The following is an 18,660-nucleotide window of genomic DNA, read 5'->3' as shown; positions in this document are numbered from 1 at the left end:
CTCTCCAATTTTATTTATGTTTATTCAATTAATTTTTAAGCAATGTGTTTGTGTACTAACTATATCTTATCAGTCTAAGATTTTTTCATCTACACTGTAAAATTATAGATTACTTTATCATCGTGATATTTGGATGTTCGACATCCATTATTTATTTATATTTTGTGTAGTCACAAATTGATGATATTTCTCATGATATTTCATTAATTCGTCATGTGTACCTTCACCTGTCACACGTCCTTGATCAATAAAAATAATTTGACCTGCCTTTTTAATCGTAGACAGACGGTGTGCAATCACTATTGTTGTTCTACCTTTCATCAATACTTCTAAAGCTTCTTGAATTTTTTGTTCACTTTCACTATCAAGATTTGCAGTAGCTTCATCAAGTAACAATATGTCTGGATTTTTCACAAAACTTCTAGCGATATCAATACGTTGTCGTTGCCCCCCGGACAGTTTTAATCCACGTTCGCCCACTAATGTATCGTATCCTTCATCAAATTGCATAATAAAGTCATGACAGTTTGCTAGTTTTGCATATTTAATTAGTTCTTCATCAGAGACATTACGGTTAATACCATATAAGATATTATCTCGAATTGTTCCTGTCATCATAGAGTTTGACTGCATGACATATCCAATTTTGCTACGCCAATTTGTAATTGGAATATCATAAATACTTTCATTGCCATATGTAATATCACCATTATCGATATCATACATACGTTCAATTAAATTAAAAATAGTACTTTTCCCAGAACCTGAAGGACCAACAAAAGCACTAATGTCACCCTGAGGTATACGAAATGATACATGATCAAGAATCGTTTTTACATCATATTTAAATTCTACGTTATTAAATTCAAGTGCTCCATTCTCAATGTTGATATTAGCAATGGGTTTTAACTGTTCCATCGGTTCAACGGGTTCTTGCATAATTTCATAAATACGTTGACTTGCACCTACAGCTTTTTTGTAATCAGTAACGAGTGTAGATAAGTTCATAAGCGGCATAGATAACTGCATCACATAAAAAATCATAGCTATTAAAGCACCTGCTGTAATAGCACCTGTAGCAATTCTAATGGCACCAAATCCTAAAATAATGGCTATCATTAATAACATAATTACACTTGAAATAGGTTGAATAATCGCTACTATTTTTGCTTGTCTTAAACCTAATTTATATATTTCATTTAAGTTATAATGTGCATTATTTAATTCTTTTTGTTCAGTATTAGAAATTTTTACTAAACGCATTTCTGTCAATACACGACCTAATAACCCACTAAAATTGGCAATTTCTGCTTGGGTATGTTTTGAAATTTTTTGCATACGTCTTCCAAGTGGAATCATAATACCCATAAATATTGGAATAGCTATGAAAGTCAGTAAAGTCATTTGCCAGTCCATAATAAACAGCATAATAATAGAACCAATCAATGTGATAATAGCTGGTAGTAATTGTGGTAATTTTTGAGAGATAAAATCGTTAATGACCTTAGTATCATCAGTTAAACGACTCATCAACTGACCACTTTCATTTTTGTCAAAAAATGGCATTTTCAGTTTAATCATGTGCTCCCACAATAATGAACGAATACCATAAATCATTTTTTCTCCAATTTTACTTAAGAGGTAAATACCTAAACCGCTAAGTAATGCATTAATGATAAATATACTTGCAAATAGAACGACAATATTCCAATTAATATTATTAGTAGAAAATTTATCTACTAAGCGACCTGTAAACAGTGGAATCAATAATCCGCTAAGACTTCCTAACGAAGAAATGATAACAGCAGTTATTATTAAACCATAAGGCCAAGACAATCGTTTAAATAGAAAAAATAATGGATTGTGTTGTTTCATAAATAAACCTCTTTAATCATCAATTTGTATTTGTATTTTTGATATTATATTTAGTGTTTATCCTAATTTAAATGTACATTAAAATGTATTTTAACTGGTAATTTGATTGATTGTTCTTAGTATAGCATTTTATTTAAAATGTTTTATTACATAAAAATAGGAGTGCCCTAGAATTCGTTTTGAATTCACTGTTCACTCCCAAAAGGATGAGTCAAATCAAACAAATTATTGTTATCTACTTGATTTAATCAAAGATTGAGACATAGCTAAACTTCTAAGGCGTTTATATATGCCTTCAATACATTATTATTTTGCATCTTTTCCGTATAGCTCTTGTTTAATTTTAGTTGTTGAAATACCCTCCGTGCGTTTTAGGTATACAACTTCACATTTGTCTTTTAGGAAGTCAAATTGACCTTCCCAGTCATGGCCCATAACAAACACATCAACATCATAACGATCAACGTCTGTTTCTTTTTGACCCCATCCATCTTCTGGAATCACTAAATCAACGTAACGAATAGATTCTAACATCATTTTACGTTGTTCAAAATCATAATAAGATTTTTTATTTTTAATTTGGTTAAATTCATCTGTAGATAAAGCTACAATTAAATAATCACCCATTTCACGAGCTCTTCTTAGTAATTCTATATGACCATAATGTAATAAATCATATGTACCATATGTAATGACTCTTCTCATATTTCCTTTCTCCTTTACAAATATTTAACATTAATTAATAATCTTAATTTAGCATAAATATATTTAACATACCATTAATTTTATATTGACCAGACCCTTTCTCATTTACTTATTCATTATACGTTTCAATGATTGCTTTCCACTGAATGCTAATTTTTTAGGCATTACCTGTGCTTGAAAACGTAAAAAACCAGGTCTCCCAATTCCTACATCAATAAGTGTATGTCTCCATAACTCATATGTCTCACGTGTCCAATGAGTCGCACTTTGCTCTACGGCTTGTACTATTCTAAACAACGCTTCTCCAGAATAATTTGTATGTTGCATATCTCTGATATATTGAGTGATTTTGTCTATAATTTGAAGTGTCACTTTACTGTATTTTATTAAATATGCTTGAATGAGATAGCTGACAATTAAGTCATCCATTCGATAACTATAATATGCTTTTTCGTTGACAAGTAATAACATATCCATGACTTCACATCGAACTTTTCTAGCATCTTCTAAGTAAGATATAAACGTATCTGCACGTTGATCTGTAATAGAACCTTCTCGCTCATTGTATCCATATACTATAAAAGGAACTAGTTGGATATCCCTTGCCATTAAATAAGCACGAGTGACAAATGTATGTTCTTCACAAAATACTACATCTTCATCGAATCTTAGTGTATTAAATTTAGCTTTGAATAACTTGCCACCTGGTCCAATAGATTGAAGTATTTCTGGCGCTTCTGCTAAAGAAACTATTGCTTCACGATGAATGTCTTCGTGTGTTGGAATAACTTTCCAGTCGCCATTCAATCCTCTACCGATTTGCCCAATCACAATATCTAGATGCTCATTTTTTTCATAATATTGAATCATTTGATCCATTTTTCCAGGTAAAAATTGATCATCTGCATCTAAGAACATAAACGCATCGATATCATCTGACATTGCAGAAAGACCCATATTTCTACTTTTTGCCGCTCCTTGATTGTCTTGATGATAAACAATGAGATGTTTAACTTCTTTTTGCAATTCAGTTAACACTTGTTTTGTACGATCTGTTGATCCATCGTTAATACAAATAATTTCTACGTCATGTGTTGTATCAATCGATTTAACTGCTTTTCGAATTGTATTTTCAGCATTGTATACTGGAATAATAACCGCTAATTTCATTCTTTCACCAACTTTTCAATAAATTTCAATACGTTTTCTAAGCTTTTTTCACTATTATATTTATGCCAATTTTTAAATAATGGTTTTATTTCTTTTTCATTATATTTAATCTTAGTCACTAATTCATCTATATGTTTCACTTTATAAAATGTTGGAATATCGCGATAAAATTGATTCAATCCACGTACCTCTTCATACTCTTCTTCGTCAAATACATAAAATAATGTAGGCTTATTGAGTAAACTAGCTTCTATTGGTAGAGAGCTATAATCACTAATAATAATATCAGCCATCATTATTAGTTCTGATGTTGGCGCAATATGCTCACTATTAGGGATTGATGGATGAAGTTGATTAATGAGAGTATAGTTGGGTAATTGCTTTTCAAAATATACTTTATCAATTTGACGATTATCCATTTGATTTTCACGATAAGTAGGCACATATAATGCTAATTTATTAGGAATATTATAATATTTTTTTAACTTTTTTTGCTCCGTCTTAAGGTCTAGTTTAAAATATTTGGTTAATCGAGGTAGACCCAACTTAAGCATTTGAGTGCGCTTAGCGTCAAAAGCACTTTCAAAACATTTACTCATCTCTTCTCCACCGACTAAATAATAATCAGTAGCCTTATAAACGCTTTTATATTGTTGAACCATTTTTTTATTATTTAAATCTACTTGATGATCCGTTAAACCAAAATTTTTTAAAGCACCTGAAGCATGCCATGTTTGGATGATGGTCTGTCCTTTTTTCTTATGATACCCTCCGAGCATAAGATAATATGTATCAATCACAATCACTTTTGCTGTACTTATCGTCTTGATATGTCTCACTATATGATTATTTCCTGCAGGAACAAAAGATACATTTTTAAATTGCTTTAGCTTAGCCCATTCTTTTTCTTTAGCAATGACTGTTAATTCATAACCTTTCTGATTTAATTGCTCAATTATTGGCATAACGTCTTCGGGAAATGTCATTAAAATCGCAATATGATTCGATTTTAGTCGTTTAAATCTAAAAATTTGGTTTACGATAGTAATAAGTGTCATATAAATATTTTTTATCACTACTCTTGTCATCATTTAATCCCCTTACTCGTTAATAAAATAATTTATAAAGAAAGAGTAGGACAGAAATACATTGATTTTGTCTCTACTCCTTATCCTTTTCACATACATCTCTATCGACATCGTCGATATTTTATATTTATTCATGATATATATACTAAAGAGCTTGAAATGCAATCTAATACATTTCAGGCTCTCTACTAATAAATGTAAGTATTGATTTATCTAGCACACATTTTATAAGAAATCTGCAAAATGATCTCGATATCTACGATGTAATATAGACCCTAATACAAAGAATACTAAAATAATAATAATATTATAAAGAAGTAATCTCCAATGTTCAATAAAGTACCATTGATGGAATAAAATTGCTGCACGGTAAGACTCAGCTAAAAAGTATACAGGGTTAAATTTCATAATGTCATTAATTACGCTACTAATTCCAGTATCTTTTGGTATCCATAAAATAGGAGACATATAGAATAAAATTCTTAGTAATGCTTGCATAATCATCTGTGTGTCACGAACAATGATTCCAAGTGTTGAAGTAAAAAGTGCTACAGAAGCCACAAAGAAAAATGTTAGTGGTACGTAAATTAACAATTGTACAATATGGATAGACGGCATAATACCATTTCCCATACAAATTGCAATAATAAGTGCTAATAAGCCAATATGGCCATAAAATTTACTTGTTACGATATAAGTTGGAATAATTGATAAAGGAAAATTCATTTTCGCTACTTGGTTAAACTTCATAGATACTGATTTCGTACCTTCAAGAATACCTTGGTTAACAAAGAACCACATGCTAATTCCTACTAGTAACCATAAAATAAATGGAATGCCATGTATCGGTTGATTACTACGAATTCCCATACCGAAGACAAACCAATACACCATAATTTGAAGTGCTGGGTTAAGTAATTCCCAAGCCATACCTAAGTAATTATTTGTATTTGTTATTTTAATTTGAAATTGTGCAAGTCGTTGCACTAAATAAAAGTTTTTTATATGTTCTTTAAAAACAGTTCCTACTGCCGACATTGAAATAAACCACACTTTCAATTGTAAATTCATAATGGCTTTTAATTTCTTTAACTACTGATTAAAATCGTTTTATTATAAAATTTCTAAATCAACGTTTAAAATGATTCATATAAATCCATTATATATTTACGCAACTTATTCGTCGAAAATTTTATTAGGATAGACTTAATTCAGAAAAGAAAGTAAAATTAATATATTGTTTACAAAAAAGATACAAAATCTCATATACACTTTACACTAGGTTAATAAATTTAACAACTATTGAGTGATGTATTATAATCTATATAATAAATCATAAGAAAGGAAAAATCATGAGCGTATCTGTTAACATAAATCATGTGACAAAAGAATATCGAATATATCGCAATAATAAAGAACGTATCAAAGATGCGTTAATTCCTAAAAATAAAAACAAAACCTTCTTTGCTTTAAATGATGTGTCTATTACTGCTTATGAAGGTGATGTGATTGGTTTAGTAGGTATAAATGGTTCAGGAAAATCCACGTTAAGCAATATGATTGGTGGTTCATTATCTCCAAGTTCTGGAAATATAGATCGTCATGGTGAAGTAAGTGTCATCGCCATTAATGCCGGTTTAAATGGGAGACTGACGGGCATTGAAAATATTGAATTTAAAATGCTTTGTATGGGGTTTAAAAAGAAAGAAATTAAAAGACTTATGCCTCAAGTTATTGAATTTAGTGAGCTTGGCGAATTCATTTATCAACCTGTTAAAAACTATTCAAGCGGTATGCGTGCGAAACTTGGTTTCTCTATCAATGTAACGATTAATCCTGACATTTTAGTTATCGATGAAGCACTATCTGTTGGCGATCAAACATTTACTCAAAAATGTTTAGATAAAATATATGAGTTTAAAGAAGCAAATAAAACGATTTTCTTTGTAAGTCATAATATCAGACAAGTGCGTGAATTCTGTACTAAAATCGCTTGGATTGAAGGTGGAAAGCTAAAAGAATTTGGTGAATTAGATACAGTGTTACCTAAATATGAGCAATTTTTAAAAGATTTTAAGAAAAAATCTAAAAAAGATCAAAAAGCATTTAGACAACAACTTGATGAAAAACGGTTTGTTGTAAAGTAAAAGAGGTAGAGACCTAAGCGATTCATAGGCTTAAGTCTCATCCTCTTTTATTTTTTCTTCTTATTCTGCAATTTCCAAACTTTAAACATAAATTTAGGAATACTTTTTATACGACCTATTCGCTTCCAGTCAATAAGTAATCGGTATACCCATTCAATATTTAAATTCCTAAAAAGACGGGGCGCTCTTTTTTTAGTACCACTAAACACTTCTAACGAGCCACCTACCCCCATCATTACTGTATGCTTAAAATTACTTTCATTTTTTTGAATCCATTCTTCTTGTTTTGGAAAGCCCATTCCAACAAACAAATAGTCAGGATTGAAACGTTGAATTCTTTTCACTACAGTTTCATCTGACAGATCAATATACCCATGATGATACTCAAAAGTAACATTAGGATATTTCTGTTGTAATTTATGTTGTGCTTGCGCAACAATTTCATTTTTTGATCCTAACAAGTATACCTTTTGACTTTGCTCGTGTGCAAATTTAATACATTCTTCCATAAGTTCAATACCTGGTACACGTCGCTTTAATGGTTGTTTTAATCTATTAGAAGCTTTAACTACACCTGTACCATCCGCAATGATATAACTTGCACTATTTATAAGCTTTCTATAGGTTACATGTTCAGAAGCATACACTACGATTTCAGGATTAGCAGTTACAATAAACAAGTTATCATTTGTATTATTTTCAAAAAAATGTTTAATATTTTCAACCATATCCAACATTGTCACATTATCGAATTGTACGCCTAATATATCTACTTTATCGTTTTTTTTCTTTTTTGAACTATACATTTACGTTAACTCCCTGCTTTCTTACCCTCTTTATATGTTGTAATGAATTTATAATAACCTCAACTTATTCATCATATATTATTTTTATCATTGTATTCAAAAATACGTCTAAAGTCTAAAGGTCCAGTTTATCTTAATGATTTATAATAGAAGTCATACTATTAACGTGAGGTTGATTATGGATTATTTGCAACAATTTTTAACTACGACTGTTATCTTAAATATTTATTTAGTCATTATTATAGCAATATTTTATATAATTATTCATCAAAATCGACATTGTTCTTTTAGTCAATATTTAGATATTTACTTAAATTATATTCCAGTACTGACTCATGAAATGGGTCACATTCTATTTAATAAGTTAAGTGGGGGGCATGCTAAAGATCTTGTCATTGTTGTACGCCCTAGTGAACGTAAAGAAACGTTACAACAAGGCTATGCAATAACACAATCTAAATCAGTTACTGGACAATGTATTACGACATTAGGTGGATATGTCATGCCACCAATCATGTTAATGATAGGTTTTTGGACCATTCATTTTAACTATCCAAGCTTATTTTTAATCTTATATAGTTTGATATTTGTGTATTACCTTAATTTAACATCTCGAAAATTGTCTCCCATTATCGTTTTAATCATTTTAATTTCATTATTGTATTTTTTATTGCAAGACAATAATCAATTTATGATTTTTTATATCGTAGTCCTCCTATGCCATCTTATCTTAGGTGTCCTATTAGGAGAAGTTTTGCAATCTAGTTGGACAATTATATTATTGACTTTCCAAAGAGTAAAAACACATTGGGATGGTAATACTTTAGCTGAATTGACACATTTACCAACATTATTTTATAGTCTATTTTGGATTATGATTAACGGTTTCTCTTTATATTTAATATACAAATTTATGATTTAAAAACGGCTCATCATATTCAAGTTGAATAGATGACGGTTTGTTTAATTTTTCTCCACAAATATATTCATTGCATTATCATAACTTAGAATCGTCATAGTTGTATTATTATTTATAATCATGACTTTATTGGTTTTATCTTTGGATACTATTTCAATGTTATCTCCAATTGAAATATGCTTACTGGATAGATAAACAAGTAAATCCGTTCTATCGCGAACACGTTTAATGTTTACTATGTCTCCTTCATCATATTCAAGTAATGAGTCATTATACTTTTCTTTATAAATATAATTTCTTGGAATAACTCCTCCATGCGGACAAGTTTCAGGATAATTTAACAGTTTATCTATCCTTTCTAAAAATAAGTCAGAAATTTTATGCTCTAAAATTTCCGCTTCTTGATGTACTTCTTCCCAATTATAATTTAACACTTCAATTAAAAATTGTTCTAATAAACGATGTCTTTTTATAATATCGAGTGTATGAGAGAGACCTTCTTCAGAGAGTTTTACCCCTTTATAATGTTTAGTTTCAACAAATCCAGCTTTTTCTAAACGATTTACCATCTCACTTACAGAAGGTGGTTTTATATCTAAATATTGAGATAGTATTTTATTTGAAACAAAAGCGCTATCACCACCATTAGTTAGAATTGCTTTGAGATAATCCTCTTTTTCTTCAGTTAACATGATTTCACCTCATAAACAGTTTCATCTTATTGTATCACGAATGGTTGAGTAATGTGGTTGTCTTCTATCATCTTACAATAAGAGGAATACATCTTAAATTTCAATTTTAAACCTTCCATTTATACTAAAAAAAACCTAAGACATAGCGAGGTATCTTAGGTTTAGTATTAATTATTATTAAATTAATCAGTTAAACTGTCTACAATAACCATTTCATCATAGTTAATTGCCTCACGTAATTTTAAAGCTGTCGCTTCTGTAATCTCTTCATCACTAATAAGTTCAGTTAAAATACGACGTTGCTCTCTTAAAGCATTCAACTTAATTTTAGTAATTGAATCTTCAGAACGTGTGTTAAAGAAGTTAGATGGTGATAAGTTGTCTATTCTCATTAAATATCCATCACATATCATACCCACTTCTAATTTATTATCTTCATTTGCCTCTTTAACAAGTCGGCTTACAACATTATAATGGACTCTTTTATTGATTTTAGAAAGTTCCATTAAGTTTTCAGTAACACTTAATGATGAAGCTGCATTTGTACGTGTACGAATATGACGTTTCAAAAGTAATCCTCTAATTCCAACAATAATACGACGACTGAGTGAAGCTTGTCTATAAACTTGTGTACGTTCAGCAAATCGCATATAGTTTTCTAACATGCTTTCCGTAATTTCGCCTTCATCTGCTAATTTTTCAAGCGTTTTTGTTTCTACGTTAAAAGCAATTCGTTGTAAACGTTCCAGCTCTTTTGAATTCTCGTCATCTTTTTCTACTGATTTTAGGAAAGTTAATTTATCATGATATTCTTTAATAACATTTCCATATCGATAGCTTGTTTCAAATGAGGAACGTTTGTTTAAATAATCAATCACGTGTTCTAAAATATAAATTCTTGCTTCTTTAAAATTCATACTTCCTATTTTAGGTTGAGGTGCATTTTTCGTAACAAAAGGTAAAATGATTTGTGCAATCACTAAGCTTAAGATAACCATACCTGAAGAAATAAAGAGTAAGTCATTACGATACTTAAATGACTCATGATTTTCTAAATAGTAAGGTAACGTTAATGCGATTGCGAGTGAAATTGTTCCATGAACACCACAAAAAGTCATAATTAACGCATACATACTTCGTTTAGGGGGTTTCTCTTTCGTATTTGTTCCATCATCATTCATTAATTTTTGGAATGGACTGACTGATAGATAAAATAAAGGATATAGTACATAAACCCAAATAAATCTAAATACATATACAGCCAATGCTACTAATAAAGTAATTCCTATTAAGAAAAGTAAGTTATGTGGTTCACTTTTAATAATTTTTACAATGACTTCCGGCACTAAGAAACCAAGTATCGAGAATACAAAACCATTTAACGCATAGCCTAAAATATTCCACGTATGGTTATAACTTAGTTGAAGGCGTGTACGTGTTTGAGCAATACGGTCACGTTCAAAACCATGAACAAGTCCAGCCACTACAGCAGCAATAATACCTGAAGCATGGAATAGTTCTGCCACAAGATAGGTTACAAATGGTGTTAACAATTGAAGAAATACAAACATATTAATATTTTCAATACCACGTCGTGTTAATGTTAGACGGAATCGAACAAGTAATATACCGATTAACAATCCTACAATGGCCCCTCCGATTGAAGCAATTAAGAATTGTTGAATCGCTTCAAATAATGAGAAAGCGCCAGTAACAAGTACCCCTACTGCTATTTTAAATGAAATGATACCTGCAGCATCATTTAATAAAGACTCACCTTCTAAAATCGTCATTGCACCTTTTGGTAATACTTTACCTTGAGTAATAGCTTGCACTGCCGGAGCATCGGTAGGACAGAGAATTGCGGCAATCGCAAACGCTGCACCAATTGGTAAATCTGGCCATACTAAGTGAATAAATAACCCTACACCTATGACGGTAGTAATTACTAAACCTAATGCCATTAACATGACAGGTTTAATATATCTTCGTAAATGTACCCTAGATACATTAACACCTTCAACAAATAATAAAGGTGCAATGGTAGCTAGCATAAAGAGTTCAGAATCAAAATTGAATTCAACTGGTACAGGCAATATAAAGAGGATCATTCCTAATATGATTTGAATAAATGCAAGAGGTACTTTAGGAATAAAAGTATGAACAAAGGAGCTTACAATAACAACAGCTAGAAATATGAGAATCGTTTCAAATATTTCCAAACTTTCACCCCATTATTTCATATTTAATTTGAGATATAAGATACATTATCATCTTATTTATTTTAAACGTATGTAGTTATTATCTACCGTTCTTATGCTCTCAATTTAATATCAATTTTATCATTAAAATATATTCAGATTAACTAACTTGCACTTTCAAAATAATTCACTTAAAAACTATTAAGATATGCAATTATTCTTCTAAATCTTCAATATTTTTATCACCATGTTGTTTTCTTTCTTCAGCTCTATAGTTTTTAATATCATAATACAGTTTTTCTCGTTGTTCTTCTCTTTTTTTAGCACGACTTTTTAACTCATCTGTTGTATTAAATTCTTTTGAACTTAATAAAATGGAAGATTGTCTTGGTGCATCATCTTTTCTATACATGTATGCTCCAGTTCGATAAGCTGCTCTAGCAACAAGGTGCATACCAACAGCAGATGTTAAATTAATAAAGACAATGGATAATAATAAACGAACACTAAAGAGACCTTGCGCCGTCGTAAAGTATATTAATACCCCGATTAAAGTAAGTAATACAGAAAGCGTTGAGCTTTTCGTAGAAGCATGACTTCGTAAAAAAACATCTTGAAATTTTACAATGCCTATTGCACTAATTACTGCAATAATACTTCCTAGAAAAATAAGAATAGACGCAATCAACTCAGTGACGCTTTTTATGAGTTCCATTGAATACCCGACCTCCTCCAATAAATCTAGAAATAGATACAGAGCTTACAAATGAAATGATCGCAATTAACATAATTGAATCTAAGTACGCATCAGTATCATAAATCACGCTAACTACCCCAACAATGCACATAATGACGGCACTAGCTGCATCAAATGCTACGACTCTGTCTGCTGTTGTAGGACCTTTAATCAAACGAAACAATCCAATAATAAATGCAATACCAAATAATATTAAAGCTCCTGTACTAAAAAAGTTAGTCATCGCTTGGATCATCGTGACACCTCCATAATTAAACGTTCATATTGTTTAATACTTTTTAACAAATTAGCTTTTTCATTTTCAGAAATGTCTATACTATGAATAAAAAATTTATTGGTTAATTTTGAAATTCTAATCACTGTCGATCCAGGCGTAATAATAATTAAAATGGTTAAAAATGTAATGGCCCAATCACTTTTTAACTCTGTTTCATATGTGAGAAGACCAGGATTCATATCTTTTGTTTTAAATAAAATATATTTAATGATACTAAGACTTGAAGTAATTAACTGATACAAATATATACCTAAAAACTTAATAGCTACCCATATTTTTACTAAATAAAATTCTTGACCAAAGAATCGGTGCAGTATATAAATCACAATTAATCCTATAAGATAGCCAGATACAAAGGTAGAGAATAAAAAAGAACCTTGGTCTTGAAAGAGTACCCATAGAAAAGCAATTAAGATATTCAATACAATTTGTCTCATTTATTCTCCTCCTTTAAATGTGGATTAACTAAGTGATGGAAGTAAGCATCATTTGTATTTAACTCTGTTGCATTTTTAGTAACATTCATAACAATTGGTGCTGCAAGACCCATAACTAGTACAGCTACAGTTAATATGCCAATCATACCTTTTCGATGAGCAGGCAATGGATTGTAATCAACTTGCTCGCCATCTGCATCTCCAAAGTACATAATAAATAGTATTCTAAATAGACTATACATTGCTAAAAGACTTGTTAAAATCATGAGTGCTAATCCGATATAATTACCATTTTGAACCGCACCTTGGAAAATAAGCACTTTACCAGGGAATCCACTAAATGGAGGAACCCCGCCAATCGCGAAAATCATAACGATAAATGCTACGCCAAAGAAAGGCTCTCTCTTTGCCAAACCATATAAATACTTATATTCTCTATAACCAGACATATAAACTAAACTACCAATAATAAAGAATAATAATGTTTTTACTACAATATCGTTTGTTAGATAAAAAATAGCACCATGAATTCCAGCAAATGTATTTGATCCTAAGCCTAAAATAATAAAACCAATTGATAAAATAACTTGATATGCTGCAATTTTCTTTATGTCTTTAAATGCAATGACTCCAAAAGCACCAATAATCATTGTAATACAAGACATAAATACAAGTATTGGGTGTGTAATATTTGGATGTTGATCAAATAATAAAGTGAAGAAACGAATTAAAGCATATGCTCCCACTTTCGTCATTAAAGCTGCAAATAAAGCTGCGAGCTCAGTATTTAATACTGCATAAGCTTTAGGTAACCACATAAATAACACTAACGATGCTTTTGAACCAAATGCAATCATAAATACAATTGCAATGACAACCACCATTTCATTATTGTGAACATCGTCTAAGCGTAAGGCAACTTGAGAAAAGTTTAATGTTCCTACTAATTTGTAAAGTAAGCCAATACCTAATAAAAATAACCAAGACCCAATAATATTTAAAACAACATAGACAATGGCTGCTCTTAATTGTTCTATTGATTGTCCTAATGTTACAAGCACAAATGATGCAAGTAACATAATTTCGAACATCACATAGAGGTTAAATAAATCAGAAGTTAAAAAAGCACCAATCACACCGGTAGTTAAAAATAAAATAAATGTTGGTAAATAATAGCGATTCACACGTTTTTCAGCAGGTCCAAATCCATACGCCATAATTAAAGTCACTACAAAAGAAGCGACTGTTACCATGAGTAAACTTAAAGTATCACCTAAAAATTGAATACCAAAAGGTGCTTTCCAACCACCAAAATCTAAAGTGATTGGTTTATGATTCATCACATAAATCAATAAAGCTAGCGAAATAAGCGTATTAACCGTCATTGTTCCAATATATAAAATCTTCGAAACTCTATTTTTATTCTTCGTAAATACAAGTAATAATGCACAAAGAAGTGGTAAGAGAATCGGAAGGATTAATAAGTTACTGTTCATCATCTTCATCCTCCCTAAGCACATCAATTTCTGATTCTTTTGTAACACGATATGTTCGATAAACTAATACAAGTAAGAAAGCTGTCATACCAAATCCAATAACAATTGCAGTTAAAACAAGTGCTTGCAATAATGGATCGACATAGTTGGTATTTGAACCACGAATAAGCGGTTCTGTTACGTGGTCACTATAGTGACCCATACTCATAATAATCAAATTACCCGCATGCGTATAAATCGAAATCCCTACAATAATACGAATTAAATTTAAAGATAATATCATGTATGTCGCTAAGAATACGAGAAATCCTATAATTAGTAATAAAATAAGATTCATGATTTACCTCCACTCAATGCCAACATAATTGTGACAATCACACCCACTACTGAAAGTACTATGCCTAATTCGAAAATCGTCACTGTAGTAATATGCATTTCATTAAATATTGGTAAATGAAGTGTAAATTCACTTTGATATAAAAATGATTTGCCAAAAAAGGTAGGCGCAATAGCTGTGATTAAAGAAATAAGCGCTCCAATAATCATTAATTTTCTAAAGTCGATAGGTAAACTATCCAATACTTTTTTTACGTCGAAAGCTAAAAACATCAAGATAAAAGCTGAGCTAAAGACGAGACCACCAATAAATCCTCCTCCTGGATTATTATGACCCGCTAAATAAATGTAGAAACCAAAAGTAAGTAAAATGAATACAACAATTTTAGTTACTGTTTTTAAGACTACGTCATTTTCTTTCATCTTGACCCCTCCGATCTTTGTAATTTAATAATGTATAAATACCTAAACCAGCAATAATTAATACCAAGCCTTCAAACATAGTATCAATTGCTCTAAAATCACCTAAAATGGCATTCACAATATTTTTACCACCTGTGAGTTCTTTTGCATTCATATAATATTTAGAAATAGTTTCTAAACCATCACCTTGTTGTGCCATAAATACAAGTGTTACCACTGCGCCTGCAAAAATGAATGCTACAACAATTTTCATCATTTCTTTTTTCTTATCTGCTTTCTTACGAGAAATATTTGGTAAGCGTGAAAAACTAACAATGAATAATATTGTAGTCATCGTCTCTACTACAAGTTGGGTTAAAGCTAAATCAGGTGCCCTCATGATTAAATAAAATAATGCAACTGAATAGCCAATAATTCCATTTAATATTACCATCGTTAAACGTTGTCTTATAAAGACAAGTGCTATACCAACAACACTGATTGAAATCGCAAGCAGCACTTCTAAAGGCCCAAAGTCAGTAACATGCATTAGATGTAGTTTAGGAAACCCTACTCTTAAAAAGCCATACGCTACAAATAGTGAAAACACTAAAAGCGTAATCACATTGTAGTAATTTAATCGGTTCGTCATTACACCACGAATACTACAACCAGCATAATGTTCAAATATGCTATAAGCTTTACGATAGGAATTTGTAATCGATGCTGTTTTGATTAAGCGGTGCGTTAACACTTTCCAATTTACTTTTGTTGCTAAAATAATTCCTAAAATAATAACAATGATACTAAAAATAAGCGGTAAATTAATACCATGCCACTGGGATACATGTGGTGCCATCTTATCAACTTGGATACCTAAGTTTGTGACATTTCTTAATGCCGGTAAAACAATTGGATGCGTAAAGGTATTTGGGATAAAGAAGATAACAGGTAGCATCACAGCAAAGATCATTGCTGGTAAACTGAACAACCATGGTTCATGAATATGCTTTTTAGGAACTTCTTTTTCGTTAAATTCTCCCCAATATGTTTCTTTTAGCATGTAAACTGCATAGACAAACGTGAATATACTTGCAATCACGCCTAATGCCACAATTATGATGGTTAAAGTTAAACTAAATTGCTCTAATTCAATAGATTTAACTAAAGAATCAAAAAACATTTCTTTACTTAAAAAACCATTTAAAAATGGTACTCCCGCCATTGATAATGCTGCAAGCGTCATACTCACGTGCATTTTAGGAAAGAATTTTCTCATACCATTTAATTTTCTAATATCTCTTGTGCCCGCTTCATGATCAATAATACCTACGCCCATAAATAACGTACATTTAAATAACGCATGATTCATGACATGGAACAACCCTGCAAATAAAACTAATGTGTAAATTTTAGCCATTGGTCCGCTTGGATGCTGCGCAATACCTCCACCTAAACCAACCATTGTCATAATCATCCCAAGTTGACTAACTGTAGAATAGGCAAGAATTCCTTTCAAATCATATTGTCTTAAAGCTGTAAGAGATCCAAACATCATTGTGATTAATCCTACAAAAGTAACAATATAAATATAACTATTACTTAAGCCTAATACAGGTGTGAATCTAAATAGTAAAAATATACCTGCTTTAACCATTGTTGCTGAATGTAGATAGGCACTTACAGGGGTTGGCGCAGCCATAGCTTTAGGTAACCAAATATGAAATGGAAATTGAGCTGATTTTGTGAAAGCTCCAATAAGCATCATAATGATCATTGGAATAAATAAAGGTTGCTCACTAATATGATGACTTTGCGATAAAATTTCAGTAATTGTATTCGTACCTGTCATTATGTACAACATAATAAAACCTGTTAATAATGCTAATCCGCCAAATACCGTAATCATAAATGACTGTATTGCACCTAGCTGACTATTTGCATTACTATACCAATACGAAATAAGTAAGAAAGATGAAACACTTGTGAGTTCCCAGAAGATATACATAAGAATGGTATTATTAGATATTACTATACCTAACATACTAAACATAAATAAAAGTAAGTATATGAAAAATCTAGGTAAGTTATCACCATTAGGCGTTAAATATTGAGTAGCGTAAAAGAAAACAGCTATCCCTATAATAGAAATAATTAAAGCAAACATTAATCCAAGTCCATCTAGTCTTAAATCTAAATTCAAATCGATAGCTGGCATCCAAGCTAGTTTAAAAGAAATCACTTTCTGATGAAGTACACTAGGAATTTGAGATAAGAAATAAACAGAAGCAATTACTGGAGCAAATAGGGAAATATATCCCGCATAGCGTCTTAGAGGTCTAATAAATAAAGTGATTAGAACCATACCTATGATTAGTAAAAGTGCCCCTAGTAAATAAATTAAACTCATCAAAACCCTCCTTTTTATAAATTCAAAGCAATAATTGTATGATGATCTTCTTTAGGTGACAAACCAATAAATTTCAAAGTTTCATGCGTAGTCTGGTGTCCTAAATATTTTTGAATAATCGCAATAGAAATACCCGATTTATAAGCATGATATGCAAAAGTTTTACGTAGAGTAGTTAAACCAATATGTAAAAGGCCTAATTCTTTAGCTGCGTGGTGAATAATTCGATAAGCTTGCTGACGTGAAAGTTCTTTATGTGTACGAAGAGACTGAAATAAAAGATGATCATCTTTCAACTGATTTTCATAGATATATGTATCAATTTCATTTCTTAAATCAGAAGGAATCATAATTTTGATAAATGGGGCACTTTGTTGAATCCAAGCTGTCTTTATTTCTTTATTTTCTTTATTCTTTATATCTTCAACTTTAAGATGTAATAAGTCAGTAAGTCGCATACCTGTATGTATAGCCAGTTTAAATAAAAGATAATCTCTGTCTGATTTCATTTGTAACACGTGATACATCTTCTTAATATCATTCTTTTTCTTAATAGGTTCTACATAATTCATTTATCCACCTCAAAAAAGTTTCTTATTTAATGATATATCATATTTTAGTAACATTAAAATATTTCGCTCAATTATTTTTGACTTCAAGTTACTTTTTTTAAAAATATTTTCGATATATAAAGTGTAAGGAGGTGAAAGTAAGATGAACGAAATTACTCAGTTATCTGTTATTTGTACTCACGTTACACATGATACAAATGGAAAAGCTAAAGAAATTAAACGTCGATTTAATAACATTAATACACGTGCTTCTGAAGCAGACATCAAATCATTTGTAACAACAATTTCAAATTTGATTGAAGAATCTTTCGATAAAGTTGAAGTTGTAAAAACTCAAGGATTAGTTTAATGAATGCTTTTATTAAAAAGG

Annotated in this window: 19 protein-coding genes; 3 read left to right on the top strand and 16 right to left on the bottom strand. The window is 30.6% G+C overall.

From position 1 onward, the window contains the following. Positions 1-147: 147 nt before the first annotated feature. The 5 genes from HMPREF2930_RS11050 to HMPREF2930_RS11030 form a co-directional block, all read right to left on the bottom strand. Entirely contained in the window at positions 148-1,875 is a 1,728-nt protein-coding gene (locus HMPREF2930_RS11050; protein WP_017176011.1) for an ABC transporter ATP-binding protein, read from the bottom strand. A gap of 306 nt (positions 1,876-2,181) precedes the next feature. Beyond that, on the bottom strand, positions 2,182-2,580 hold the full coding sequence (tagD, locus tag HMPREF2930_RS11045) for a glycerol-3-phosphate cytidylyltransferase (protein ID WP_017176012.1): 399 nt from the start codon (positions 2,578-2,580) through the stop codon (positions 2,182-2,184). A gap of 105 nt (positions 2,581-2,685) precedes the next feature. Further along, the gene (locus HMPREF2930_RS11040; RefSeq protein WP_017176013.1) at positions 2,686-3,750 is read right to left on the bottom strand and encodes a glycosyltransferase family 2 protein; all 1,065 of its coding nucleotides are present in this window, start codon (positions 3,748-3,750) and stop codon (positions 2,686-2,688) included. Then, entirely contained in the window at positions 3,747-4,841 is a 1,095-nt protein-coding gene (gene tarB, locus HMPREF2930_RS11035; RefSeq protein ID WP_025987151.1) for a teichoic acid glycerol-phosphate primase TarB, read from the bottom strand. Before tarB ends, HMPREF2930_RS11040 begins: the two co-directional genes overlap by 4 nt. Before the next feature lie 222 nt (positions 4,842-5,063). Continuing rightward, entirely contained in the window at positions 5,064-5,876 is an 813-nt protein-coding gene (locus HMPREF2930_RS11030) for an ABC transporter permease (protein WP_017176015.1), read from the bottom strand. A 314-nt stretch (positions 5,877-6,190) separates the two neighbouring features. Between HMPREF2930_RS11030 and tagH the strand changes: the two genes are divergently transcribed. Beyond that, on the top strand, positions 6,191-6,985 hold the full coding sequence (tagH, locus tag HMPREF2930_RS11025) for a teichoic acids export ABC transporter ATP-binding subunit TagH (RefSeq protein ID WP_017176016.1): 795 nt from the start codon (positions 6,191-6,193) through the stop codon (positions 6,983-6,985). Between the two features lie 47 nt (positions 6,986-7,032). Here tagH and tarA read toward each other — a convergent pair whose 3' ends face one another. After that, complete coding sequence (tarA, locus tag HMPREF2930_RS11020) at positions 7,033-7,791, bottom strand: N-acetylglucosaminyldiphosphoundecaprenol N-acetyl-beta-D-mannosaminyltransferase TarA (protein ID WP_017176017.1); 759 nt, start codon at positions 7,789-7,791, stop codon at positions 7,033-7,035. Between the two features lie 178 nt (positions 7,792-7,969). Between tarA and HMPREF2930_RS11015 the strand changes: the two genes are divergently transcribed. Beyond that, entirely contained in the window at positions 7,970-8,713 is a 744-nt protein-coding gene (locus tag HMPREF2930_RS11015; protein ID WP_017176018.1) for a M50 family metallopeptidase, read from the top strand. 41 nt (positions 8,714-8,754) lie between these two features. Here the strand turns inward: HMPREF2930_RS11015 and HMPREF2930_RS11010 are convergent, their stop codons facing one another. From HMPREF2930_RS11010 to HMPREF2930_RS10965, 10 genes are all read right to left on the bottom strand, one after another. Continuing rightward, positions 8,755-9,402 (bottom strand): metal-dependent transcriptional regulator, encoded by a 648-nt coding sequence (locus HMPREF2930_RS11010; protein ID WP_017176019.1) that lies wholly within the window; start codon positions 9,400-9,402, stop codon positions 8,755-8,757. Positions 9,403-9,584: 182 nt separating this feature from the next. After that, positions 9,585-11,624: a cation:proton antiporter gene (locus HMPREF2930_RS11005; RefSeq protein WP_017176020.1), complete on the bottom strand. Its 2,040-nt coding sequence runs from the start codon at positions 11,622-11,624 to the stop codon at positions 9,585-9,587. A 193-nt stretch (positions 11,625-11,817) separates the two neighbouring features. Continuing rightward, positions 11,818-12,318 carry a Na+/H+ antiporter subunit G gene (locus HMPREF2930_RS11000; protein ID WP_017176021.1) on the bottom strand — a complete coding sequence of 167 codons (501 nt, stop codon included), beginning with the start codon at positions 12,316-12,318 and terminating at the stop codon, positions 11,818-11,820. Further along, complete coding sequence (mnhF2, locus tag HMPREF2930_RS10995; RefSeq protein ID WP_017176022.1) at positions 12,293-12,595, bottom strand: Na+/H+ antiporter Mnh2 subunit F; 303 nt, start codon at positions 12,593-12,595, stop codon at positions 12,293-12,295. The genes HMPREF2930_RS11000 and mnhF2 overlap by 26 nt, the downstream gene beginning before the upstream one ends. Beyond that, the gene (gene mnhE2 / locus HMPREF2930_RS10990; protein WP_017176023.1) at positions 12,592-13,074 is read right to left on the bottom strand and encodes a Na+/H+ antiporter Mnh2 subunit E; all 483 of its coding nucleotides are present in this window, start codon (positions 13,072-13,074) and stop codon (positions 12,592-12,594) included. Before mnhE2 ends, mnhF2 begins: the two co-directional genes overlap by 4 nt. Next, positions 13,071-14,570 carry a Na+/H+ antiporter Mnh2 subunit D gene (gene mnhD2, locus HMPREF2930_RS10985; protein ID WP_029376811.1) on the bottom strand — a complete coding sequence of 500 codons (1,500 nt, stop codon included), beginning with the start codon at positions 14,568-14,570 and terminating at the stop codon, positions 13,071-13,073. The genes mnhE2 and mnhD2 overlap by 4 nt, the downstream gene beginning before the upstream one ends. Beyond that, positions 14,560-14,907, bottom strand: coding sequence for a Na+/H+ antiporter Mnh2 subunit C (gene mnhC2 / locus HMPREF2930_RS10980; protein ID WP_002448875.1), 348 nt, complete (start codon positions 14,905-14,907; stop codon positions 14,560-14,562). The genes mnhD2 and mnhC2 overlap by 11 nt, the downstream gene beginning before the upstream one ends. Then, a complete protein-coding gene (gene mnhB2, locus HMPREF2930_RS10975) occupies positions 14,904-15,329 on the bottom strand; it encodes a Na+/H+ antiporter Mnh2 subunit B (protein WP_002455676.1) in 426 nt (141 codons plus the stop codon). Before mnhB2 ends, mnhC2 begins: the two co-directional genes overlap by 4 nt. Continuing rightward, positions 15,316-17,718 (bottom strand): DUF4040 family protein, encoded by a 2,403-nt coding sequence (locus tag HMPREF2930_RS10970; protein WP_037541564.1) that lies wholly within the window; start codon positions 17,716-17,718, stop codon positions 15,316-15,318. The genes mnhB2 and HMPREF2930_RS10970 overlap by 14 nt, the downstream gene beginning before the upstream one ends. Positions 17,719-17,732: 14 nt before the next feature. Then, a complete protein-coding gene (locus tag HMPREF2930_RS10965; RefSeq protein WP_017176026.1) occupies positions 17,733-18,290 on the bottom strand; it encodes a tyrosine-type recombinase/integrase in 558 nt (185 codons plus the stop codon). A 142-nt stretch (positions 18,291-18,432) separates the two neighbouring features. Between HMPREF2930_RS10965 and HMPREF2930_RS10960 the strand changes: the two genes are divergently transcribed. Next, entirely contained in the window at positions 18,433-18,639 is a 207-nt protein-coding gene (locus HMPREF2930_RS10960; protein ID WP_002448893.1) for a sigS mRNA-stabilizing protein SroA, read from the top strand. Positions 18,640-18,660: the final 21 nt, after the last annotated feature.

The organism is Staphylococcus sp. HMSC068C09, assembly GCF_001813735.1.
Classification (GTDB): Bacteria; Bacillota; Bacilli; order Staphylococcales; family Staphylococcaceae; genus Staphylococcus; species Staphylococcus hominis.
Note: the sequence above shows the minus strand (reverse complement) of the source record. Positions and strands in the feature narration are given on the sequence as shown.